General features: G+C 37.5%; 20 protein-coding genes. 8 read left to right on the forward strand and 12 right to left on the reverse strand.

The window, feature by feature from the left end:
* Both ABMA79_RS03045 and ABMA79_RS03050 read right to left on the reverse strand, forming a co-directional pair.
* Positions 1 to 1,908 (reverse strand): fatty acid cis/trans isomerase (locus tag ABMA79_RS03045; RefSeq protein WP_393090214.1); only part of this gene is annotated, 1,908 nt, incomplete at its 3' end.
* Positions 1,909 to 1,958: 50 nt separating this feature from the next.
* A complete protein-coding gene (locus ABMA79_RS03050) occupies positions 1,959 to 2,879 on the reverse strand; it encodes a DMT family transporter (RefSeq protein WP_393090217.1) in 921 nt (306 codons plus the stop codon).
* A 168-nt stretch (positions 2,880 to 3,047) separates the two neighbouring features.
* Here ABMA79_RS03050 and ABMA79_RS03055 point away from each other — a divergent pair, with 168 nt between their 5' ends.
* Entirely contained in the window at positions 3,048 to 3,410 is a 363-nt protein-coding gene (locus ABMA79_RS03055; RefSeq protein ID WP_393090220.1) for a c-type cytochrome, read from the forward strand.
* 38 nt (positions 3,411 to 3,448) lie between these two features.
* Here the strand turns inward: ABMA79_RS03055 and ABMA79_RS03060 are convergent, their stop codons facing one another.
* The 5 genes from ABMA79_RS03060 to ABMA79_RS03080 all read right to left on the reverse strand — a co-directional run bounded on the left by ABMA79_RS03060 (position 3,449) and on the right by ABMA79_RS03080 (position 9,719).
* Positions 3,449 to 4,045 carry a hypothetical protein gene (locus ABMA79_RS03060; protein WP_392856466.1) on the reverse strand — a complete coding sequence of 199 codons (597 nt, stop codon included), beginning with the start codon at positions 4,043 to 4,045 and terminating at the stop codon, positions 3,449 to 3,451.
* 152 nt (positions 4,046 to 4,197) lie between these two features.
* Positions 4,198 to 7,239, reverse strand: a complete 3,042-nt coding sequence (locus ABMA79_RS03065) for an efflux RND transporter permease subunit (RefSeq protein ID WP_393090222.1) — start codon at positions 7,237 to 7,239, stop codon at positions 4,198 to 4,200.
* An 11-nt stretch (positions 7,240 to 7,250) separates the two neighbouring features.
* Positions 7,251 to 7,919 carry an efflux RND transporter periplasmic adaptor subunit gene (locus tag ABMA79_RS03070; protein ID WP_393090225.1) on the reverse strand — a complete coding sequence of 223 codons (669 nt, stop codon included), beginning with the start codon at positions 7,917 to 7,919 and terminating at the stop codon, positions 7,251 to 7,253.
* Between the two features lie 2 nt (positions 7,920 to 7,921).
* A complete protein-coding gene (locus ABMA79_RS03075) occupies positions 7,922 to 9,217 on the reverse strand; it encodes a TolC family protein (protein WP_393090227.1) in 1,296 nt (431 codons plus the stop codon).
* 49 nt (positions 9,218 to 9,266) lie between these two features.
* On the reverse strand, positions 9,267 to 9,719 hold the full coding sequence (locus tag ABMA79_RS03080) for a MarR family winged helix-turn-helix transcriptional regulator (protein WP_393056208.1): 453 nt from the start codon (positions 9,717 to 9,719) through the stop codon (positions 9,267 to 9,269).
* Positions 9,720 to 9,827: 108 nt separating this feature from the next.
* On the opposite strand from ABMA79_RS03080, the gene ABMA79_RS03085 reads away from it, so the two are divergent.
* Positions 9,828 to 10,349 carry a TetR/AcrR family transcriptional regulator gene (locus tag ABMA79_RS03085; RefSeq protein ID WP_392856457.1) on the forward strand — a complete coding sequence of 174 codons (522 nt, stop codon included), beginning with the start codon at positions 9,828 to 9,830 and terminating at the stop codon, positions 10,347 to 10,349.
* Between the two features lies 1 nt (position 10,350).
* Here the strand turns inward: ABMA79_RS03085 and ABMA79_RS03090 are convergent, their stop codons facing one another.
* Positions 10,351 to 11,625, reverse strand: coding sequence for an acetyl-CoA hydrolase/transferase family protein (locus tag ABMA79_RS03090; protein ID WP_393090230.1), 1,275 nt, complete (start codon positions 11,623 to 11,625; stop codon positions 10,351 to 10,353).
* A 113-nt stretch (positions 11,626 to 11,738) separates the two neighbouring features.
* On the opposite strand from ABMA79_RS03090, the gene ABMA79_RS03095 reads away from it, so the two are divergent.
* The gene (locus tag ABMA79_RS03095; protein WP_392856453.1) at positions 11,739 to 13,067 is read left to right on the forward strand and encodes an MATE family efflux transporter; all 1,329 of its coding nucleotides are present in this window, start codon (positions 11,739 to 11,741) and stop codon (positions 13,065 to 13,067) included.
* On the opposite strand, the gene ABMA79_RS03100 is transcribed toward ABMA79_RS03095, so the two are convergent.
* Positions 13,064 to 13,447, reverse strand: a complete 384-nt coding sequence (locus ABMA79_RS03100; RefSeq protein ID WP_392856452.1) for a response regulator — start codon at positions 13,445 to 13,447, stop codon at positions 13,064 to 13,066. The genes ABMA79_RS03095 and ABMA79_RS03100 overlap by 4 nt on opposite strands.
* 244 nt (positions 13,448 to 13,691) lie before the next feature.
* Between ABMA79_RS03100 and ABMA79_RS03105 the strand changes: the two genes are divergently transcribed.
* Entirely contained in the window at positions 13,692 to 14,111 is a 420-nt protein-coding gene (locus tag ABMA79_RS03105; protein ID WP_392856450.1) for a CBS domain-containing protein, read from the forward strand.
* Here the strand turns inward: ABMA79_RS03105 and ABMA79_RS03110 are convergent.
* Positions 14,101 to 14,805 carry a hypothetical protein gene (locus ABMA79_RS03110; RefSeq protein ID WP_393090233.1) on the reverse strand — a complete coding sequence of 235 codons (705 nt, stop codon included), beginning with the start codon at positions 14,803 to 14,805 and terminating at the stop codon, positions 14,101 to 14,103. The genes ABMA79_RS03105 and ABMA79_RS03110 overlap by 11 nt on opposite strands.
* Positions 14,806 to 14,867: 62 nt before the next feature.
* Here ABMA79_RS03110 and ABMA79_RS03115 point away from each other — a divergent pair, with 62 nt between their 5' ends.
* Entirely contained in the window at positions 14,868 to 15,491 is a 624-nt protein-coding gene (locus tag ABMA79_RS03115; RefSeq protein ID WP_393090236.1) for an FMN-binding negative transcriptional regulator, read from the forward strand.
* Here ABMA79_RS03115 and ABMA79_RS03120 read toward each other — a convergent pair.
* Positions 15,486 to 16,283 carry a LysR family transcriptional regulator gene (locus tag ABMA79_RS03120; protein WP_393090239.1) on the reverse strand — a complete coding sequence of 266 codons (798 nt, stop codon included), beginning with the start codon at positions 16,281 to 16,283 and terminating at the stop codon, positions 15,486 to 15,488. The genes ABMA79_RS03115 and ABMA79_RS03120 overlap by 6 nt on opposite strands.
* A 99-nt stretch (positions 16,284 to 16,382) precedes the next feature.
* Here ABMA79_RS03120 and ABMA79_RS03125 point away from each other — a divergent pair, with 99 nt between their 5' ends.
* From ABMA79_RS03125 to ABMA79_RS03135, 3 genes are all read left to right on the forward strand, one after another.
* Entirely contained in the window at positions 16,383 to 17,108 is a 726-nt protein-coding gene (locus tag ABMA79_RS03125) for a TSUP family transporter (protein ID WP_393090241.1), read from the forward strand.
* 281 nt (positions 17,109 to 17,389) lie between these two features.
* Positions 17,390 to 18,823, forward strand: a complete 1,434-nt coding sequence (locus tag ABMA79_RS03130; RefSeq protein WP_393090243.1) for an MBL fold metallo-hydrolase RNA specificity domain-containing protein — start codon at positions 17,390 to 17,392, stop codon at positions 18,821 to 18,823.
* Between the two features lie 72 nt (positions 18,824 to 18,895).
* Positions 18,896 to 20,251, forward strand: a complete 1,356-nt coding sequence (locus ABMA79_RS03135) for an ATP-binding protein (protein ID WP_393090246.1) — start codon at positions 18,896 to 18,898, stop codon at positions 20,249 to 20,251.
* Positions 20,252 to 20,291: 40 nt separating this feature from the next.
* Here ABMA79_RS03135 and ABMA79_RS03140 read toward each other — a convergent pair whose 3' ends face one another.
* Positions 20,292 to 21,362: a hypothetical protein gene (locus ABMA79_RS03140; protein ID WP_393090249.1), complete on the reverse strand. Its 1,071-nt coding sequence runs from the start codon at positions 21,360 to 21,362 to the stop codon at positions 20,292 to 20,294.
* Positions 21,363 to 21,579 lie beyond the last annotated feature (217 nt).

A 21,579-nucleotide genomic window follows, 5' to 3' on the forward strand; every position in this document is an offset into this window, starting at 1 on the left:
ATCTTCATTGTGCACTTGGTATTCTTTATTTAAGGAAGGGCCTATTCTTTTTTTAATTAGCTCAAATAGCTCACTCTTTGCATCCTTTGTTTTGTACGAAATTTGCGGGGCTTTATTAATCCAAGCATAACGGCCAATAATATGTTTTTTGACTTCATCTGATGCCCTCTCATACCAATGATCTCTTTCTTTGATTCTCTGCTTAGAAGGTAAGAGTGTAAGGAAATTAAATTCACCCTCAAGCCTTAGAAAGTCCATATAGAGTCTAGTGTTGAGCTGGTGAGAGACGTTGCCGTAAACATCGAAACCTGCAACTAATAAATAGTGAATTCTCTCAAGTAGAGGGTAGTCGATAATCCATGCTGTTTTTGGGTTTTGCCCAACCATGCCCTTTAAAACTGTCGCACTATCAAAGTGCCTAAATATCGTAAGGGCGGCATTTTGATTATTCTTACCACCATTCCAAAGCGAATTTAAATTTAAAATATTATGGTTTTCGTCGATAAATTTCGATTTCTTTTCTAAGTACTTTTCTTCTTCATTCTTATACTTGAACCACTGAATTCCTCCAGCGTTAGCATACTGGGCAGGGAGACTCATTCGTTCCAATTCATTTGTCAGTGGAAAAGATTTTCTGTCGCGATAGAGTTTTGGATTGATAAAGAAAACCCAGAAGTGGTCTTGAATCACATTAAGTGCAATTTGACCTCGACAGACTGGCCCCTTAATAAAGTTAGAAATCGTATATTGAGATTCTTTAAGAAGAAACTCATAACGAGACTGAACAGGGAGGTCCTTGAATGATAGAAATGGATTAGCACTAATATGTGGCCTATAGCTTGGTAGTTCCTTAACCGAATACTTCGGTTTAAGAAATAAACTTGAATACCAATTCATTCTCTCTTGGTTAAAGAGATAAGGCATATGAGTTTTGTCGACGATCGTTTCCCTCTGCTTAACTAAACGGTAGTAAACTCTTTTTACTTTTGGATCATCAAATGGCCTGCGAGTTGCGATGATCTCAACCGGTTTTCCGGAAGGAGTCTTTGATCTTACTAATTTATAGAAGTTTGAATTCGCTTTATTGCTAAAGTGAAGATTTGCAAGATAGAGGTGCTCATAGAGATAGCGTGCCATGAGTTGGCCTTTCTTACTGTCTTTGTTTAAGAATTTTTCCCAACGTCTAATCTGCTTTTTATCAAATTTTGGTAATGGAAGATCTTTATTAAATTTTGATCCCTGTGCTATCCAAGTTGTAATTGTTTTGCTCTCTTTATCGCTTAGTGCCGGCAGGCCATATGGCATTCCTCCAAATGGAGAAGCCTGTGCATAGTCTTCAAACTCGTCTTTCTTAGGGCAGAAACGATCATTTTCAAGACTAAAGTCTAAGCTGCTTGGAAGTAGTTTTGTTTTAGGAAGGGGAGCGATCTCCTTGAGTTTAAGCATTTTGGCCATGACGCTTTCATTCATATGCTTACTTGAAACAGAGAAGAAGCCTTTGTCTCTCCACTGTTTAGTTGACGTGGCATCAATGTAGAGGCGGCTGGGTGATGAGGCCACAAGGCGCTCGCCCATGTAGACCTTATCCTTGGAGGCACCTCTTTGAATGGCCTCTTTTGAAGTCAGTTTAAGCTGACATGGAGAATCGTAGCAACTATGGCAAACGACACAGCGATTATCAAAAATAGGCTTCACATCCTTATTGAAATCGACCTTCTTCTTACCATTCCAATGATTGGCCTGTTGTTGAGTAAAAACAACCTCTTCATTAGCGATCTTCTTAAGCGCTTTTTTAGTTGCCTCTTGATGAATCACTTGATCTTTTGGAGTAAGAGTTTCTAAGTCATTACTATTTGAACAACTGAAAAGAAGAATGCTTATAAGAGCAAATAGAGAGAGTGCTTTCATTATTACCATGCCTAATTAAAAATATTTAGAATATGGTATTAATAAAGACCTCAATTGTCATTTGGTTTTGGTTTTGGTTTTGGTTTTGGTTTCTTAGGACGCGACAGGTGAGTCCCAAGATAAATACAAGTAAGAAGAATTGAAGCCCCGATAATTTCAAGTGACGAAAATGGTTCGTTAAATAGAAAGATACTAAGGGTCTTTGCAATAACTGGCTGTAACAGAATAATGAGGCCTGAGACTGATAAAGGCGCCGACTTAAGCCCATAACTTATTAGAGACCAGCCAATAATCTGGCACAGTATGGCCAGCCCTAGAACTGAAGGTAGGTGTGAAAAGCTAAGGCCTTTATATCCCTGTTCAAATTGAGCACTTAGAAAGAGTAGTGCTCCTGTCACAAGAGAAGAGTAAGTGATGATCTCTAAGGCCGTAATTTTCGTTTTAAAGCTCATAAGAGATGTTTTCTTAATTGAGGTCGTATAAAGAGAGTAACAAAGCCCTGTGGTTAGTCCAAAGAGAACTCCCCAGAAGAATTCTTCAGATTGGTAAAACTCAACTTGCCCCTTGAGAATGAGAAAGACTCCAAAGAAAGCAAAGAGAAAGACCAAAAGTTTTTTTATTGTAATTTTCTCTTTATATAGAATGAGGCCAAAAACAAGTAAGTAGAAAACTTGGGTATTTCCTAGGATTGTGGACATCCCGGCACCAATGAGGTGGACTGAGCGATGCCAGACAAATAAGTCCATGGCAAAGCAGAAACCTATGACGGCCGTCATAGTATAGAAGCGTTTGTCCTTGATATAATTTTTCTTAATAAGAAGTTGGTAAATAAGAAGAATTGATCCAGCAATTCCGCAACGGAGTGCTCCAATCATGCTTGGTGAGAGGTCGCCAGTTAGGTTTTTGACAAAGATGGGTGCCAGTCCGATGCAAATTGTTCCTAAAATTAGGCTTATGACACTTGTGTTCATTCTTAACTCTCTTTTAAGTCACTTTTAAGTTTTCTAGACTTGTCACTATGTGCAAGAGAGTATAGCTCAAGAAATGGCCAGGGGGGTATATTTTCTTTTAAATTTACTGACGATCTGACGATAATTGCATAAAGTATAGCTACGCTATAAATATAAAGGAGATATATTGTGAATTTAGTTAAAATCACTGTTGTTGCCGCTCTACTAAGTGTAACTGCTTACGCAGGTGACGCTGCTAAAGGTAAAGCAATTTACAAAAAAGTTAACTGTGCTCTTTGCCACAATGCTGATGGTATGGGAAAGGCAAAAGATGGTAAGCTTGCGATCGTTAAAGGTCCAAGAATTGCTGGTCTAGATGCTGCTTACATTATTGAGCAAGTAACTGCAATCAAGTCTAAGAAGAGAAAGACTAAGAACACATCAATGATGTGGACAAAAGTTCGTGGTCTATCAGACCAAGACATTAAAGATGTTGCAGCATATGTAACAACTATGTCTAAGGATAAGTTCAAAGGTATGAACCAAAAATAAGACAAATATTAAGGGCCTCACTTGAGGCCCTTTTTTTATTATTTAATTTCAAAAAATATTCTAAATCCACCGTAATTTTGATCATAAACACCATTGAAATCATTGCCTGAGATTTCAATAAGGCGCTTAAGACTGAAGTCTAAGCTAGTAATCACATTTTCACCATTTTGATACTGCTCGTATTTCTCTTTTGTTAGTAAGTCCTTCACATTGAAGCTTGCTGTGATTTTTGAGAGGTCTTGGTTATCAGTGATATCAACCTGAGAAAGTTTTTTGTAAACACCATCTTGATAGAAGAGGATATTAGCACTCTTAGTTCTAACTTCCATTTCAAGATTACGATATGTCTTATATGTAAATAAATCGAAAATATTCTTATCTTTAAAAGCAAAGCCTTTATCAGTTTCACTACATTGAACCATTTGAATATTAAGTGTTAACTCGATATTTTCGCCATTTTGTTGTGAGCTATAATTTTTAATTCGATAAGCTTGAAGCTTATTTCGATATAAGTCTTTCTTTGAGTTACAATTTGCCTTGGCACCATCGGATACTTTAACAACACCCTTTGAAGGCATTGGCATAGCTTGGCAAATTCCTGAACATAGAACTGAAGTAAGAATAATTGATCTCATCTTTAACTCTCTCTTATTTGGTCTTGGCTAAATAAATAATGAACACTTATAACATTTATTGAGGTGAATTTGTTCAAGGAGGGAAGGATTACAGGCCATGTCTGAATTTTAGACATAAAAAAAGGCCCCTGTTTCGGGGCCTTTATGGTGCTTTAAGCTTTTGAATTAAGTAGGTTAGATAACCATGTTTTCACTCGGTAAATAACCAAGTGAATCGTTGGTACGAGGGTATAAGTGAAGAAGATTGATCCCAACATCCCTCCAATGAGAACAGCTCCCATGGCCGACTTCATCTTATCGATCATAAATAGCTGCGGCATAGTCCCAGCGATAATTGCAATAGAAGTCATAAGAATTGGTTTAAGCTTCTCCTGCGCTCCCAACCAGAGAGCTTCCTTAATTTCAACACCTTCATCGAGTTTTTGCTGGGTGTATTCAATCATAAGAATAGCATTATTAACCGCCAGACCAACAACCATTACAATGGCCATCATGGAACCAATATTAACCGTCTGCTCTGTGTAGAACATCATTAAAAATGATCCTAGAAAGGACGTTAGAATTGCTGACCCAATCGATACTGGGAAGACAAAAGAGTTAAGAATTGCAACAAGTAGCATATACGTTAAGATTACCGCTAGCATGAAGGCCTTACCCATCTCTTGCTGAGACTCTTTTTGACTTTCTGCTTGCCCAGCAAACATAAACTTTGTCCCTTGAGGAAGTTCGGCCTGATTAAATTTTTGTCCGAGGTCTCCCATAATCGCACCTACAACGCCTTTTACAACGAAGGCCTTGATTTGAATGATTCTTTCCTTATCACGTCTTTTAAGTGGTGAAGTCGCTTCAACAACTTGAACCTTACCAAGACTTGAGATAGGAATTAGTCCATCTTTTCCGTGAATGAGAAATTTATCAAAATCTGAAATATTTCTTTTGAACTCTGGGGCAAGAGTAACGTTAATATCATATTCCTCTCCACCTTCTTTATAAACGGCATCGTCGTTCCCGTTTACAAGGGCGCGAATCGTTCCACCAAGACGTGAACTTGAAAGGTTTTGACGAATAACTTTTTGCGGCTCAGAGACAAATTGAATTTCCATTTTTGGAATTCGATATGAACTTTCAATTGAACTAAAGTAGCCAGAATCTTTCATGATCTTTTGCATTTTTTCTGATGCAATAACCATATTATCAAAATCATCACCAGTTACGTTAATCGTGATATCACCATCATTACTTGCATTTCGACTACCACCTGTAAGAGTAATCTCTGCTTCAGGTATATTAGAAACTTTAGGAAGTAGGTCATCCATAATTTCTTTATAGTCTCTCTTACGTTTTGTTGCTGATGTTAAGTTAACTGTAATACGTGATCTTTCCTCACCGTCATAACCAATATCAGAAAGAGTTGAGACAACTTCAGGATACTTTCTGATAATCTCATCAACTTGCTTTGTGATATGTGCCGTTTTTTCAACTGGTGAACCATCTGGCATCAGGATGAACGCCTTAAACTCATCACGGTCAGATTTTGGTAGGAACTCGTTTCCAACACGTTTTGCTGGATACACAATCGTAAAGAATAGGGCCATAAGAACTATAATCGAAGTAATTGGCCAATTCATAAACTTGTCAAAGAACCAACGGTACTGTTTCGTTACCCATGCAAGAAGGCGATCAACAAGGCCTGCAAGCTTAGGAAATGGCCCTTTTAAAGTATCAGGGTCTTTAAGAAGTAGGGCACAAAGCATTGGAGTTAATGTAACAGATGCCAGAATCGAGAAGATCGTTGCAAATACAACTGTCATCCCAAATTGCAGCATGAACTTACCAACGATACCACCCATAAACGCTAGTGGAGTAAATACAACTAGGTTTGTTCCCGAAGATGCCATAACGGCAAGTAAAACTTCTTTTGTTCCGTCAATGGCAGCAGACTGAGAATCCTTTCCCATCTTAAGGTGCTTATAAACGTTTTCGATAATGATAAGTGCGTTGGCAATAAGTGTTCCTAGACACGTACCAAACGCAAGGAGAGTCATAACGTTAATAGAGAACGATGACATATCCATCAGAAAGAGAGTTGAGATAATCGAAGTTGGAATTACGATACTTGCAATTAAGGCCCCTCGCCAGTCACCTAAGAAAGTTAGAAGAATAGCAATCGTTAAACCGATCCCCATAAAGATCGAGTTAATTGTTCCTTTTGTGTCATCAAGAGTAATTCTTGTTGTATCAACAACTAGCTCTAGCTTCATTCCTTCAGGAAGCTCACTTTGAACTTTATCAAGTGATCCCTTTAGGTTCTCAACAATTTTGATGGCATCACCATCTGATAGTTTTAAAACAGATAAACCAACAACTTCTTTATCATTAAAGCGTGCCATTGTTTCAACTTCTTTAAAACTATCTGAGACATTACCAATCTCTTGAAGTCTGAAAACTTGTCCTTCACGTGAAACGACTTCTAGGTTTCTAATCTCGTCAACATTGGCAAATTCACCAACAAAACGGACACTGATCTTTGAGTCTGTTGTATTGATTGAACCACCAGGAATATTTAAGTTCTTTCTTGAAATTGCAGCTAGAACATCTTCAATTGAAAGATAGTTTTGAATGAGAAGGTTATTATCAAGTTCAATATTAATTTCTCTTTCACGCCCTCCAAATATGTCGACAGAGGCAACACCATTAATCGAAGAGAGGCGAGACTTAAGCTTCTTATCGGCATACTCATATACTTGAGTCAGGTCATGCTTTGTACTTGAAAGAGCTAGTGTGGCAATCGGTTGAATGAGCGGGTCAAATTTTGCAATAATTGGACGATCGGCTCCATCTGGAAATTCATTTAAGATTGCTTCTACTTTATCTTTTACTTCAATTGACTTGATATTGGCATCCGCTTCAATATCAAATTCAATAATAACAATACCAAAACTATCACGGGCATCAGATTTGATTTTCTTAATCTGAGAAACCTCTGAAATTTCATCTTCAATTTTCTTAAGAATTTGAGACTCAATCTCTTCGGGTGAAGCACCAGCGTAGATTGTTTGTACTGTAATCAGTGGGAGCTCTACTTTAGGTGTAGGCTCAATAATTAAATTACCAATCGAAACAAGTCCCATTACCATAAAAATAGCAATGAAAATGATTGTCGTGGCAGGTCGTTTTACAAATATTTCAATCATCTTCTAACTCCTTAATCCTGATCCACTTGTGCTTCGATGATATTAACTTTCTCGCCATCGCTTAGATAACGTTGGTCACTTAGCACTACAGTGTCGCCTTCACTTAATCCACTTTTCACAACAAAGAAGTTCTCGTTGCTATCGCTGACTTCAATGTTTCGCTTCTTAACCGTATTGTTTTGATCGACGATGAAGACATTATGTGAACCACCACGCTCTGAAACAGCTTCTCTTCTTACTGTTAAAGCATTTTCAAGTTTGTGAGTTTCAATATTCATAATATAGAGATTTGTTGGAATCTTCTTATTGGCAAAAGAGACAACAATCTTATGTAGACCGGAAAGGTAATCGGCCTTGGTATCAACTGAAACAACATTGCCGTAAACTTTCTTATCTTTCACGCGAATACTAACAAGTGCGCCTGGCTTAATTAAATTAGCAACCTTGGGAGCGACTGAAGCGTGAATCTTAGGGCCAATATTACTACCAGTTACAATAACAAAATTAGAGAACGCTCTTCTTGTAACTTTTGTTGTATTGACTGGAGTTCCTGACTTTGCACGAATCGTATACATCGTGGCCGTCTCTTTTCCTTTTTTTCTTTGAAGATCAAGGTCTTTCACATACAAGCTTCCGGCGTAAAGAAGGCCTACAACTAGTACGAAGATTATTTGCTTCATAATTATTTATCTCCCTTCGTTGTACTCGTAAGAAGCCTATCCATTTCTGCACGAGTTACTTTAAGCTGAAGTTTTGTTTGGGCAAGGTTTAGGCGATGTTGAGTTAGTTGGATTTCACTATCATTTAATTGAAGTTGTGAAACTCCACCTGACTTAAATGAACTAAGTGCTACTTTATAAGATGAAGCGGCAAGCTTAACGGCCTCCGACTCTGCTTCAAACCTCTCTTGTAGTCCTTCATAGTCTTGCTCAAATTTTAAATATTGTGTTCTGATTTCTCTTCTCAACTGGTTGAACTTTAAACGTGCGATATTTGCATCACTTCTTTTAATGGCAACTTCTGAGTTTTTACTTCCACCCAGATCCCAATCAAATGTAAATTGAAGTCCAAATGAAAGATCATTTTGGTTGTGAGAAATATCACCTGTAAATGGTTTATCCACACGATAAGTAAGAGGAGAGTAGGCAACAAATAGCCCTAGATCAGGAAGTCGTTGGCTCTTTGCAAGCTCTACTGTGAAGTCTGAAAGTTGGATACTTTCTTTTAAAATCTTAACATCAACTGTTTCATCTAACTTTTTTAGGCTTGATGGAATCGTTGCGATCTTATCTTGTGCATTGAAATTATCAGTTACAACTTGAACATCATCTTCAGGTTGTAATGCTAGAAAGTTTTTTAAGTCTAAGATTGCATTCTTTAGGTTCTTCTTTGCAATAATCCAATTTGGCTTTCGACTCGCAAGGTCTGCTTGCATCTTAATATTATCATTTCTCGAAATACGACCGTATGAAACACGCTCTTCAAGTGCCTTCTTATTCTTGACAGCATTCTTATAAGAGTCATTTGTGATTCTAACTAGCTCTTGGTTAAAGAGAACTCTGTAGTAGAGCTGTCTTGCAACATTTTCAACTTCTGCTTTTGTGACAACAGTCTTTAGCTCGCCAATGCGACTTGCAGATTCCGCAATGTCGACACCACTTGAGATCTTTCCAAAAGTATATAGTGGTTGAGTTAGTTGCACTCTTGCATTGTGACTCCAGTCGTATCCATGTGGCATGATATTTCCTTTACCATCATTCTTCGATACGCCGGCCGATATTGAGAGAACAGGGAATAGGTTAGAGGTTGCACTGCTAAGTGACTCTCTTGCCTGCTCTAGTTCTTGTCTTGCAATTCCAACATTTTCATTTCTTTTAGTAGCAAGTTCAACTACTGATTGTTCGCTTAATTTGTACTGAGCAGCGCTTACGCTACTGGCCAGTCCAAACAAGACGATATAGGTCTTGATCCTTCTCATGAGTGTCGTTCTCCTGTCTATTCTGTCTCTTTTTTGATTCTTAGGTGATTTATCTCTTCGATTGATAGAACTCTTCAATCATTCCAAGTTGGCAAAGAAGTTTAGATTTCTCTTCTTGGCTGAATCTTGATACCAGCTCTTGGCCCATACTAAAGTAGCGTGGAAGTACTTTATTAATTAAACTAAGGCCGTCTTCAGTTAGGGTAATCTTCTTTGATCTCGTATCATTTTCGTCAATGGCCTTCTTGACAAGATTGGCCGCCTCAAGTCTTTTAACGATTCCAGTGATATTTGCTTTTGAAACAAGTAGTTCATCTGCTAATTCTGTCGTTGTAACGGATTCTTGATCTGTTAGGTGTAGAATGACAAGAACATCAAATTGAGGCTTCGTTAGTTTAAAGTGCGAAACTTCTTCAGATACCATTTTATCGAGGATTCGAGTTGTACGGATCATGCGTCCGATAATGCTTTCCTGTACATATTCACTCTTTATTATTGACATTCTTTCTCCAAACTTGTTAATGTATTAACTATATAGTTAACATGTTAACCAAATTGAATCAAGAAGATTATTCGATTTGACAGTAAGTTAACAAAAGGTAGTAGGTAGATGAATAAGACTAAACAGAATTTAATTGATGTCGCAATCCCTTTAATGGCCAAAAATGGTGTCTACGGTGTGAGCCTAAGAGATATTGCAAAGAAGGCCGAGATTAATGTGTCTTCAGTTCTTTATCACTTTGGTTCTAAAGAAGAGTTCATAACGACTTGTGGAGAACATTGTATCAATCTTCTTGCAGAACAAATTAAAGAGATTTCAAAACAAACATTTGATTCTGTTGAAGAGCTGAATCAGGCCATTAATCAAGGGGTCGAGCAGGGCAAGGAAGCTATCGCAATTTGTGTCATGCTTCTTGTCATTGATTCTCCTGGCTTTAGAGATATCTATGAAGGTTATGTTTCTGATTCATATGTTTCAGTACATGGACAAGAGAATCCGTTCTTATTAAATTTAAGATCATTTATTTCGTATATGATCTTTAAGAGAGTCGATTTAAAAGTTGCAAAAGAAAAATATGAGGGAAGTGGCATGGTAGAATTATTATGCCAATCCCCAATAGCTGCACTGTAGATTATCTTCTACAGTGCGTTTCGTGCCACATCTTTTCTAAGTTTTCTCGGTCATCTGGATGAGCAATTCTAATTAATTCTTGTGCTCGCTGATTAAGGCTTTTGCCATATAAGTCAGCAATTCCATACTCTGTAACAACATAGTGCATATGTGAACGAGTTGTTACAACTCCCGCTCCTGATCTTAGCGTTGGAACAATTTTTGGGAAACCTTTTGCACTTCGTGAATTAATAACAATGATTGGTTTACCACCTTCTGAAAGAGAAGCTCCTCTCATAAAGTCCATTTGTCCACCAACACCAGAAATAATTCGGTGACCAATTGAATCTGCACAAACCTGTCCTGTTAGATCAATCTCAACAGCGCTATTAATTGCACATACTTTTGGATTTCTCTTAATGATACTTGGGTTATTAACATAGTCTGCTTCTAGTTGGATGACACTTGGATTATCATTAATAAAGTCATGCACATCTTGGCCTCCAACAATAAAGGCACTAACTGTTTTTCCTCGGTGAACATTTTTTAGAGAGTTATTAACGGCACCACTTTTAATTAACTCAAGAGCTCCGTTTGACCACATCTCTGTGTGAATCCCCAGGTTCTTGTGATTCGTTAGGCTGGCCAATACGGCATCAGGAATTGAGCCAATTCCCATTTGTAGAGTTGAGCCATCTTCAATCAGAGTCGACGTTAGCTGACCAATTTTTAAATCCTCTTCGCTTAAGCATACTTCTTGATGGCCAACAATCTTCTCATCAATTTCAATTGCATAGTCGATATCATTGACGTGGATAAATCCATCACCATGAACACGAGGCATATTTGGGTTGATCTGTGCGATTACAATTTTGGCACTACTTACTGCAGCCTTAGCAACATCAACCGAAGTACCTAGAGTACAGTGGCCATGTTTATCTGGTGGACTGACATGAATAAGAGCGAAGTCTAGTGGGATCCTTCCACTACGAAATAGATTTGGAATCTCTGATAGAAAGCAAGGAAGGTAATCAACTCTTTGATAGTCGATATGCTTTCTTACATTACCACCAACAAAGAGATTGATGATTTTAAAATTTTCACAATATTCTTCATTTGCATACTTTGCATCACCATGAGTGTGGAGGTGAGTTAGCGTTACATCTTTTAGTTTATGAGCATTTTCAAGTAGGCCATCGATTAGGGCCTGCGGTGTTGAGTCTCCACCGTGAATAAAAATGTTTGAGTTAGAATAGACTATTGATAAAGCTTCCGCTGCATTTGAAACGATTTTCACAAGCACTCCTTTGTGTTCATATTCTACGAATTTTTGGCCGAGATTTAAAGTATATTTGGTTACAATTTTTATATGCCATCTATTAAAAAATTGAGGTATAACCTCTAACTATTATGGTAGTTGCAACAACGAGTAAGAGACTCAAAGAACTCATTTATTTTACGATTCCACTTGTTATCGGCCAAGTTGGTCAGATGCTTTTTAACGTTGGTGATATTTTTGTGGCCGGACGTTATTCAACATCAGCAGTTGCATCCATTGGTGTTGCGGCAGGAATGTTATCTCCATTTATTATGATTGGAATCTCAACGCTATTTTCTGTTAGTGCGGTTACCGCAAGAATGCGTGGTGAAGAGACTAACCCACATGAGAATGGTGTATGGGGGAGTGGAATGACTTTAGCGCTTCTTTTAGGAAGTGTTATTTGTACTGCCCTTTATATCTTTACTTATTTTGTCGATCACATCGGTTTAAATAAAGAGATCGTCCCACTTGTTAAGACCTATCTTTATTGGGTTAATATCTCAATTATTCCTGCTCTAATTTTTCAGATGATTAAGGAATATCTGCAGGCCTTTGATAAAACGATTTTTGCAAACTCACTTATTATCATAATGAATGTTGTTAACCTCATCATGAATTACTGCTTAATGTTTGGTATCGGCCCTATTCCTGAAATGGGAATTAAGGGAGCTGCTGTTGCAACTGTTATAACTCGTTTTGTTCTCGCTATTATCATTTACGTCTATGCTTACCGTGTGCTTCCAATTGAAACACACTTTAGTAAGAAGTCGTTTAAAGAACTTATTAAGCTTGGAATCCCTGTTGGACTTGGAACATTTATTGAAGTTCTCATGTTCTCAACAGTTACGGTTTTAATTGGCCGTATGAGCCTTGTTGCCTCTGCGTCTCATAATATCGTTTTAACAATTGCAGGTTTAACTTTTATGGTTCCTCTCGCAATTAATGGAGCTGCCGGTGTTAAGGTTGGCTATGCTCTAGGGCGTAAGGATATGGAGATGATAAAGAACTACTCGTATGGGTGTATCTTTATGGCCGTCTCTTACATGGTCTTTACTGCAATCTGCTATTTCTTATTCCATAAATTTTTAATGGGACTTTTTACAACTGATCAGGCCGTTATTTTATACGGCTCAGGGCTTTTCCTATACGTTGCTCTCTTTCAAATTCCTGATGGCCTACAAGTTGCCATGTGGGGAGTTCTAAGAGGTCTTGGAATGAGTAAACAACCGATGCTTTATTCATTCTGTGGCTACTGGCTAATTGCAATTCCTGTTGGAGTCTATCTTAGTTATAAGCATGGAATGGAAGCCGCTGGTTTATGGGCGGGACTTGCTATTGGATTGACAATTGTTTCAATGATTCTGTCTCTTCTATTTAAAAAGAGAATCGGTGAGCTTTCAAAAGAGTGGGGAATCTAGGATTCTGTTTGTTGGCTTAACTTCTCTTCGATATAGAGAATGACCTTATCAAAGTCAAAGGGCTTCGTCATAAGATCAACGGCACCAAGTTCTTTGGCCCTTTGTGCATTTAGTTCATCAATGAAGCCTGTGATTATTAGAACAGGAGGGGTTTGAGTATTAAGTTTACGAATCTCTTCTAGGAGCTTAAGCCCATCCATCTTTGGCATTTTTAAGTCAGTAATAACGAAGTCAACTGGGTTACGTTTAGCGTAGTCTAGGGCCATCTCACCATCTTTTACACCAATGGTTTCATAACCAAATGACTCAAAGGTTTCGACGTAGATATCATTTAATGTTGGTTCGTCCTCGGCAACCAGGACCCTCTTCTTAGCTAACATATATAAAAATTGTATGTAATCTTTTGGCCTTATGCAAACGCATAAATGGGAGCCAGGGAGATATCTTAAGTGTCTCTTGATTCTATATAGTTAGCTCCCTAAGCTAAAGATTGTGAGCTTTGGGCCTCTAAATCCTATGCCATATGTTTAAGGCAAAAATTAAGAATTTTTTTCGTAAAAACTGACACTTGTCAGTTACCAATTAATCCATTGTGCTAATCTAAATTTAATTTAGGAGGCATATATGAAACATATATCAGTCGAAGAATTTACAACTCCTGCTGTTCACGTTGTGGATCAGGATGCCAGTATTGATATTGCTTTTAAGATTATGAAAGACAATGGAATTAGGCACCTTCCTGTAAGTGACGGGAATCAAATTGTGGGAATCATTTCTGAAAGAGATGTCATGTCGATTTATGGAAAGAGCTGGTGTGATGGTGTTCTTGTTAAGGACTTTATGAATGAATCTGTTCTTGCTGTTAATAAGGACGATAGTTTAGGTGAAGTTGCCTATCAATTAGCAAGTCACAAGGTTGGGTCTGCAATTGTTCTCAATAATAGAAATCGTGTCTACGGTATCTTTACAGTAACAGATGCACTTAATGCTCTTGTCGAAGTCTTTGTCGACGATGCTTATAAGAGAAGTGATATTAGAAGTTAATCTCTTCTTTGGTAAATAGCACCGGGCAAACTGGTGATTCAGAAGCTAAGTGAAGGGGGAGTGGAAATCCTGAAAAGAAATACTTTCCAGCTGGCACATCGTGAAGTTTTAAGTTTTCAAAGATTGCGGCCTGCTTAAAGAGAGTATTGTGAATTGGTCTATTTCTACTCCCTGGATTAAAGTCCGAAGACTTCCAAGAAGTTCCATACATATTAAAGTTAGGGTTTTGTAATAAGTAGTCAGCGCTTTCTTGTGAAAGTGTTAAGACATAATTTGGATCGTGAAGTTGTGATTCGTTTAATGGCATTTCTTCAATTGACAAAATTAACTTACTTGGAATCTCATCTCCAAGCTCGGCCTTTAGCTCACTAAGTGAGACTTCCCAATGATAAACGCCATCTAGTCCTTCTACAGGTCTCCAATCTTGTCCTTTTAATTTGACGACAGTTACTGGCCCAAAAAATGAATTTACTTGCTTCTTAAAGTAGTCATCAACGCTCATCCCATCTTTCATGGTGTGAGACTGAGCTTCCATATGAGTTAAGCTATGGGGCTTCAGAAGGTGGGCGTCATAATTTACTGGAGGACCTTTTGGGTCATTCATCGAGTAAATATTCTCTCGCTTATAGCCTTGGCCTTCAAACCACATTCCAGGCATTGATTCTGTAATAATTGGGCTTAGGATATAAGGCATTTTAACTCCAGTGTTTATTGAGTTATCATTGTAGCATTAATAAATGAATTAGAGGTAGTAGAATGCATATACCAAAGCAATTCAAACAGGAAGATAAGGCCGAGTTAATAAAGCAGATGAAGGAGACGACATTTGCGAATTTGATATCAAACGGAAATGAAGGGATTGAGGTTAATCATCTTCCTCTTTGTGTTGTCGAAGAAGAGGGGAAGCTCTTTTTATTTGGCCATATTGCAAAAGCTAATGGCCTTTGGAAGAAAACACTTGATGCTAGTGAAGTCGTTGCTACGTTTAATGGACCTCATTGTTATATTTCGCCAAATCATTACCCAACAAAGAAAGAGACTGGTAAAGCTGTTCCAACTTGGAATTATATTGTTGTTCACGCTCGTGGAAAAATTTCCTTTATTGAAGATAAGGAGTGGATTCTTAATTCCATCGAGATACTCACAAATGAGCAGGAAGAGGGAAGTCACAGTCCTTGGAAAATTGAAGATGCTCCTCGTGATTATACTCAAAAGCTTCTGGCCGCAATTGTGGGAGTTAAAATTGAAGTGACTTCTCTTGAAGGCCAGTGGAAGCTTAGTCAAAACCAACCAATTGAGAATAGACAAGGAGTGATATCAGCTCTTAGTAGCTCAGAAGATCCTTATCAAAGAGGAGTCGCTCAAAGAATGAAGTTATAATTCTTTTAGCGCTTTTATAAATAATTTAACATTTTCACGCTCAAAGCTACGTTTTCTTGCAACAATATAGATGGGGCGATAAATCCCAGTCTTTTTCATCTGATCACTTCTTACGCCAACACTTTTGGCGATACTTTCAGGAACAAGACCACGACAAAATCCACTCTTTGCCATTTGAGCTATCGGTGAGAGAAACTCACTTCTTTCATCGATAATAATCTTCTTCCTATTTACATCCTTAGCTATGGATGCCCATGTTCCACTTGTTTCTTCCACACAAAATAAACGCCCTTTCTTGCCAATGATGACCATTTCTTCTTTGGCGACTTCTTCAACATGAATTCCTGGAATATTTCTAGGACGGCCTCCGACAACAGCTATAGCATAGTCCCCACTTGCGACTTTGTCTGCCAACACTGGTGTGCGATGGGCGTGTGGCTCGATAATGACCTCTTTATTCTTTCTGGCAAAATCTGTAATAAATTTTGCGCCCCATGAAGACAGGATCGATTCAGAGAAACCAATGGCAAGTCTGGACATCTCTTCATAGTCTTGGTCGAGAATTTCTTTCAACTTCTGCATAAGAGGGAGACTGTCAAAAAGAAGCTTCTGCCCGGCCGTTGTGATCTCGACATTACGACCTTTTTTAACAACTAAGATCTTCTTAGTTTGTTGTTCTAGACTTTGAATTCTCTTACTCACTGTTGATTGAGTGACTCTTAGGCTTGTTGCGGCCTTTCCCATTGTTTTATACTTTGCAAGGGCATTAAGAGTCTCAAGTTCGATTAACATCGCTTTCTCCATATATTCGATATTTGAATATATTGTATTCTATATATTCGCTTTTTTCATTATATGTTTTTGTCGATAATACAGTCAATGGGAGGGGATATGGATTTAGAGAGCTTATTCTTTTATATTCTATTTACAAGTATTATATCAGGGGCCCTAGGTATGGCCGGTGGAGTTATTCTGATGGCCATCTTCCTAGTCTACCTCCCTCTACCTGTTGCCTTAATTCTCCAAGGGATAACACAAGCAAGCTCTAATGGCTTTAGGGCGGCAGTTAACTATAAGAATATTGAATTTAAGGTAGTTTTACCTTATCTGCTAGGGACAGCAATTGCTTATGGGGTATTTCAAGGGATAGAGTTGAAACTTTCTAAAAAGGTTATCTTTATCATATTGGGGATTCTACCAATTATTGGATTACTAAAACCTTTAGCTATTCATTTTGATATTGAAAAAAGAGGTCGTGCACTCTTTTGTGGATTAATCGTTTCATCTTCACAGGCCTTGAGTGGTGTATCTGGATCTGCTTTAGACTTGTTCTTTCTTTCAAGTCGACTAGGGCGATTTTCAATTGTTGCCACAAAGGCCTTTACACAAATGCTGGGGCATCTTGCTAAAACTATCTTTTTCATAAGACTTTATGAATTTAATCTAGGTGAAATGCCATATACATTCTATTTCGTGGCAATTTTAACTCCGCTTCTCGGTGCTGTTACAGGAAAAATGATTTTAAAAAAGATGTCTGATCGTTATTTTGTGAGGGTTGCGAAGGTTGTGATGGTAGGGTTTAGTGGTTCAATGATTTATCGTGGTGTGATGATGTAAAAAAGGTCAGTATTAAACTGACCCTTTTGTTGTTAGATTAATTTTTTCTGTAGTTCTCATAATATTCTCCTTGAGTTGTTTTCCTATGAAATAAGTATACGACTCTAAAAATAATTAAAGGTTTGTTTCGGGTCTATTTTTTGCAAAGTGATTGTGAGGTTTGTGTTAGTCGAATTGAATGATCAACTATGATTACCATTCTTTAGTCAATATTAAACATTCTTAACTATTAAAACGTCGATAGGTAGTACACGAAAATTAATTATAAAAAGGATCTATCGATGAAAATTACTTTTCTTGGTGCTGCCGGAGGTGTAACCGGTTCAAAGACGTTACTTAAAGTAGGAAAGGACTATAAAGAACAATACTTAGTTGACTATGGACTCTATCAAGGGGCCAAGGAAAATCGTGAACGAAATTGGATGAGCTATCACGGTGCAAGTAAGTTAAGTGCGGTCTTTCTAACTCACGCACATATTGATCATTCAGGCCTTCTTCCTCGTCTTTATCGTGATGGATTTCGTGGAAGGATTTACTGCACAAAAGAAACATTTAGGCTTTGCCAAATCTTACTTATGGACTCGGCCCGTATTCATGAAGAAGATGCAAAGTATGCAAATCGAAAAAAGATTTCAAGACACAAACCAGCACTCCCTTTGTATACAACCGAGGAGGCCCAGGCTGTTCTTAAACACTTTGAAGTTGTGGACTTCGAAGAAGAGCTAACTATCTCTAAGAATATTGCGATTACTTTTTTCTGGGCCGGCCATATTCTAGGAGCAAGTTTTATTCGCATTCGTTATAAAACAAATGAAGGGGATGAAAAGACGATTGTTTTTTCTGGTGATATTGGCCATAAACGAAATATCCTTTTAAATGAACCGCAAGATATCTGTGAAACAGACTACCTCGTATTAGAGTCTACTTACGGTAATAAGCTTCATGCACGAATACCTGCTAAAGAAGTACTCGGAATGTACCTTAATACGATATTAAAGCGTGGAGGAGTGGCAGTTATTCCGGCCTTCTCTGTTGGACGAACACAAGATATTCTCTATCTTATTAAAGAGCTTATGAATGATGAAGCGATCCCCAGTGTTCCTGTTCATCTAGATAGTCCTCTTTCCAAAAAGGCCAATCGTATCTTTAACGACTGTTTTCATAAAGGCCACGTTAAAGAACATGTTACAGAGGATATCGATATTTATCCTGATACCTTTTTTGAAATTGAAGACGTCGAGGATTCAAAAGCCTTGACTCAAATGAGCGGCCCGCGAATCGTTGTCAGCGCATCAGGCATGATTGATGGTGGGCGTGTTGTCTACCATGTCATGAAGCATATTGTGGATGAAAATAGCGGAATTATTTTAGTTGGGTTTCAGCCTGAAGGGACTAAAGGGCGTATTCTCATTAATGGCGAAAAAGAGCTACATATGCATAAGCAAAAGTTTCCTGTAAGGGCCAGCATTTTCTATATCGACTCCTTGTCGGCACATGGTGATTATCTTGACTTTATTGGTTGGATAAATGAATCACGCATTTCGCCAAAATTAGTTATCTTAAATCACGGCGAAGAACAGGCATCGAGTCATCTCAAAATATTGCTTGAGTCCCAATTGAACTTAAGAACAACAATCGCTACTTTTGGAGAGGAATTTGACTTAGAGAATATTTATGACAATCAGACTAAAGTCGCTAGGAAAGCGGCAGCATAAGAAGTTGTGATAACTTCTTATATTTTTAAAATTTAAGTTTTCAGAAGATATTATGTAGTTTATTTTTTATTCATGAAAATTGATTATGAAAGAGGAATTACATATAAGTATCTTATTGCTTTCGTATCGATTGTCCTATTCACTATCATTGCTCAGGCATTGATGCAGTTTTTCATTCTTCAACAGGAAAGTTACTCGCAAGTTATTAACTTGGCCGGTCGCCAACGTATGCTAAGCCAAAGATTGGCCAAGCAAGCCTTAATCTATTCGTTTAATACTGGTGATCACATAAGGAGTTCTTTAAGGCAAGAGATTCTTGTAACCAAGGATTTACTCCTTTTGACTCATGAGGATTTAAAGAATGGAAGTCGAGAAAAGGGGATTGCACCCGCATTCACAGATAACATAAAAAAACAGTATACAGATCTTAATCCTATTTTAAGGAATATCAGTAAAGATATTAATTGTATCGTCAATTTTTGCGATGATCAAAAACGAAGTCTTGAAGGCATCGTTAAAGACACTGATGTATTTTTAAAAAATATGAATAAGATTGTTTTTGAGTCTGCAGACTATTCAAAATCAAAAATCTTAAACTTAAGTAAAATTGAATTCATCCTATTCTCATTAATCATTCTTCTATTAATTTACGAGTTCTTCAAAATTCTAATTCCTATTAAAAGAAAGCTCGTTAATCAAGTAAAAGAATTACAGCAAAAAGATCAAGTGATCACACATAGTTCAAAACTTGCGGCGATAGGTGAGCTTGCTGCTGGTGTTGGACATGAAATTAATGGGCCACTTACAATTATCAAAGGTTATCTTTCAAGATTAAAGAAGGAAGATTATGAGGCCAGTGAGCATGAAGATTATATTTTAAAATCATTAGATAAGATTGAATCATCGGCAACGCAGATTGAAAATATCGTAAAAGGGCTTAGAACTTTTGCCCGCAAGGATGGACAAGGATTAATTCTTTTTGATCTATCTGAAGTTTTAAGTGACTGTGTATTGATGATTGAAGAAATTTATGACCACTATGGAATCAGTGTTTCTTTTGAAAGCTCTGTTGAAAAATTACAAGTCAAAGGTAGTCCAGGTCAAATTCAACAAGTTGTTATGAATCTACTAACTAACGCTAGGGATGCTCTCGAAGAGAGTGAGGTAAAGGAAATCAAAATCTCCCTCTCAACACAAGATAATATGGCCATCATTGCAGTTTCAGATAGTGGCCCAGGTATGAGTGAGGCAATCAAAAATAAGATTTTTGAACCCTATTTCACGACAAAGAAATATGGAAAGGGAAGTGGACTTGGGCTTTCTCTATCATTCAACTTCATAAAAGAGCATGGTGGTAATATCTCTATCGACTCAGAAATTGGGCAAGGTACTACTTTTAAAATAGAAATACCTCTTTCGTCCTTATAGAGTAACTATCGTATACTCCTGTGTAACATCAATGAAGTTTTTAATCACATAGTGGAGATAAGATTGTTCTAAGTTGTGTTCCATTTAACTCGGCCTGATAAGGTGAGTAACCACTTGGTCCATCTCCCATAATATTCTTATCATCTAAAATGATCTTACGATCAGGACATTTTCGATCCTTGTAAGCGTCCGCTAAGCCTAGGTTATGGGCCAATTCATGAATGTAGAGTTTACATCTTTTCTGATCATTTATATTTGCTACGTTTGCGAATTTGTGAGTGGCCCACTCTGTTGCCGTTGGCCTTTTATGCTCCTTAGAGATCGTAATCGTGTGATCGCATTTGAATCGATCCATGATACCAGTCTCTTCTTTTAAATCGACATTAAGTTTGAGCCCGTGTCTTGCGTAGAAGTCTTTCACACAAGGCATTGATTTTCTCACGAGGGCCATTGATTCTTCTTTGTCTTTTTCATTTCCATCAAACGTTAAGTAAAGAGAGACATCAATATTAACAAGCCCTTCTTTTATGTAGGTCTTATATTTCGTTTTTGTACCAACATATTTAAATATGTCGCTACTCTCATTACAAAGTGATTGTGATTTATAATCGACCTCAATAATAGAGTCTTCAGGGCGATTTTCCAGACAGCTTTTAATATATGTGCTTTTATTAGCGTAGTATGAGATTCTTCTTTCTTTACTACCATACTTCAAATTCCAGCCTTCAAACTCTCTATCATTTGAAAAGTAGTGTAGCTCGTTATCGATACAAAGATTTTTGTCTTTAACCTCTGTGAGCTCCTTGAGTTCACCGGTGATGGACTTGACGACAAGCTTGTTTTCTAGTGATTGAAGTTCTTCTTTTAAAGGCCCTAGTTTTTTTATAATTTCTTGATTTTCTTTTTGTAGCTTTGTTATTTGCGCTTGGGTTTCTTCTGCCTTTAGCATGCGATAGAAGAGATTATTTTTTTTAGCTACTTCTTCCTGATTCTTATTAAATTGAGAATGAAGTCGATTGATCTCTAATTCTAATTCATAATAGGTATCAAGATCACCTGCATGAGTAGTTAGAGAGGCGGCAAATATAAGAATGCTTAAAAGATAGAACATGTTTTCTTTTCGGTAGAAAACTAAAAAAGTTTACTTGCATATAATATCAAAGTACTTCTTAAGTTCCTGAATTTTAAAAGAAAAAGGGCACCCATATAACTTCTCTCTATTTATGTTAAAGGAAAGTCATCTGGGGGCCCTGGTCTATTTTACTTCATATATTTATCAAAGAATGGAAGGATCTTCTCTGGGTGCTTTCCAAAGAAGTTGTATCCAT

Origin of the sequence: Halobacteriovorax sp. HFRX-2_2, from assembly GCF_043196705.1 — a bacterium.
GTDB lineage: Bacteria > Bdellovibrionota > Bacteriovoracia > Bacteriovoracales > Bacteriovoracaceae > Halobacteriovorax_A.

What these genes read in the sequence shown, in the direction of transcription:
- ABMA79_RS03050 (WP_393090217.1), bottom strand. Translation starts at nt 2,879, where the DNA reads ATGAACACAAGTGTCATAAGCCTAATTTTAGGAACAATTTGCATCGGA.
- ABMA79_RS03060 (WP_392856466.1), bottom strand. Translation starts at nt 4,045, where the DNA reads ATGAGATCAATTATTCTTACTTCAGTTCTATGTTCAGGAATTTGCCAA.
- ABMA79_RS03065 (WP_393090222.1), bottom strand. Translation starts at nt 7,239, where the DNA reads ATGATTGAAATATTTGTAAAACGACCTGCCACGACAATCATTTTCATT.
- ABMA79_RS03070 (WP_393090225.1), bottom strand. Translation starts at nt 7,919, where the DNA reads ATGAAGCAAATAATCTTCGTACTAGTTGTAGGCCTTCTTTACGCCGGA.
- ABMA79_RS03075 (WP_393090227.1), bottom strand. Translation starts at nt 9,217, where the DNA reads ATGAGAAGGATCAAGACCTATATCGTCTTGTTTGGACTGGCCAGTAGC.
- ABMA79_RS03080 (WP_393056208.1), bottom strand. Translation starts at nt 9,719, where the DNA reads ATGTCAATAATAAAGAGTGAATATGTACAGGAAAGCATTATCGGACGC.
- ABMA79_RS03085 (WP_392856457.1), top strand. Translation starts at nt 9,828, where the DNA reads ATGAATAAGACTAAACAGAATTTAATTGATGTCGCAATCCCTTTAATG.
- ABMA79_RS03095 (WP_392856453.1), top strand. Translation starts at nt 11,739, where the DNA reads ATGGTAGTTGCAACAACGAGTAAGAGACTCAAAGAACTCATTTATTTT.
- ABMA79_RS03100 (WP_392856452.1), bottom strand. Translation starts at nt 13,447, where the DNA reads ATGTTAGCTAAGAAGAGGGTCCTGGTTGCCGAGGACGAACCAACATTA.
- ABMA79_RS03105 (WP_392856450.1), top strand. Translation starts at nt 13,692, where the DNA reads ATGAAACATATATCAGTCGAAGAATTTACAACTCCTGCTGTTCACGTT.
- ABMA79_RS03110 (WP_393090233.1), bottom strand. Translation starts at nt 14,805, where the DNA reads ATGCCTTATATCCTAAGCCCAATTATTACAGAATCAATGCCTGGAATG.
- ABMA79_RS03115 (WP_393090236.1), top strand. Translation starts at nt 14,868, where the DNA reads ATGCATATACCAAAGCAATTCAAACAGGAAGATAAGGCCGAGTTAATA.
- ABMA79_RS03120 (WP_393090239.1), bottom strand. Translation starts at nt 16,283, where the DNA reads ATGTTAATCGAACTTGAGACTCTTAATGCCCTTGCAAAGTATAAAACA.
- ABMA79_RS03125 (WP_393090241.1), top strand. Translation starts at nt 16,383, where the DNA reads ATGGATTTAGAGAGCTTATTCTTTTATATTCTATTTACAAGTATTATA.
- ABMA79_RS03130 (WP_393090243.1), top strand. Translation starts at nt 17,390, where the DNA reads ATGAAAATTACTTTTCTTGGTGCTGCCGGAGGTGTAACCGGTTCAAAG.
- ABMA79_RS03135 (WP_393090246.1), top strand. Translation starts at nt 18,896, where the DNA reads ATGAAAATTGATTATGAAAGAGGAATTACATATAAGTATCTTATTGCT.
- ABMA79_RS03140 (WP_393090249.1), bottom strand. Translation starts at nt 21,362, where the DNA reads ATGTTCTATCTTTTAAGCATTCTTATATTTGCCGCCTCTCTAACTACT.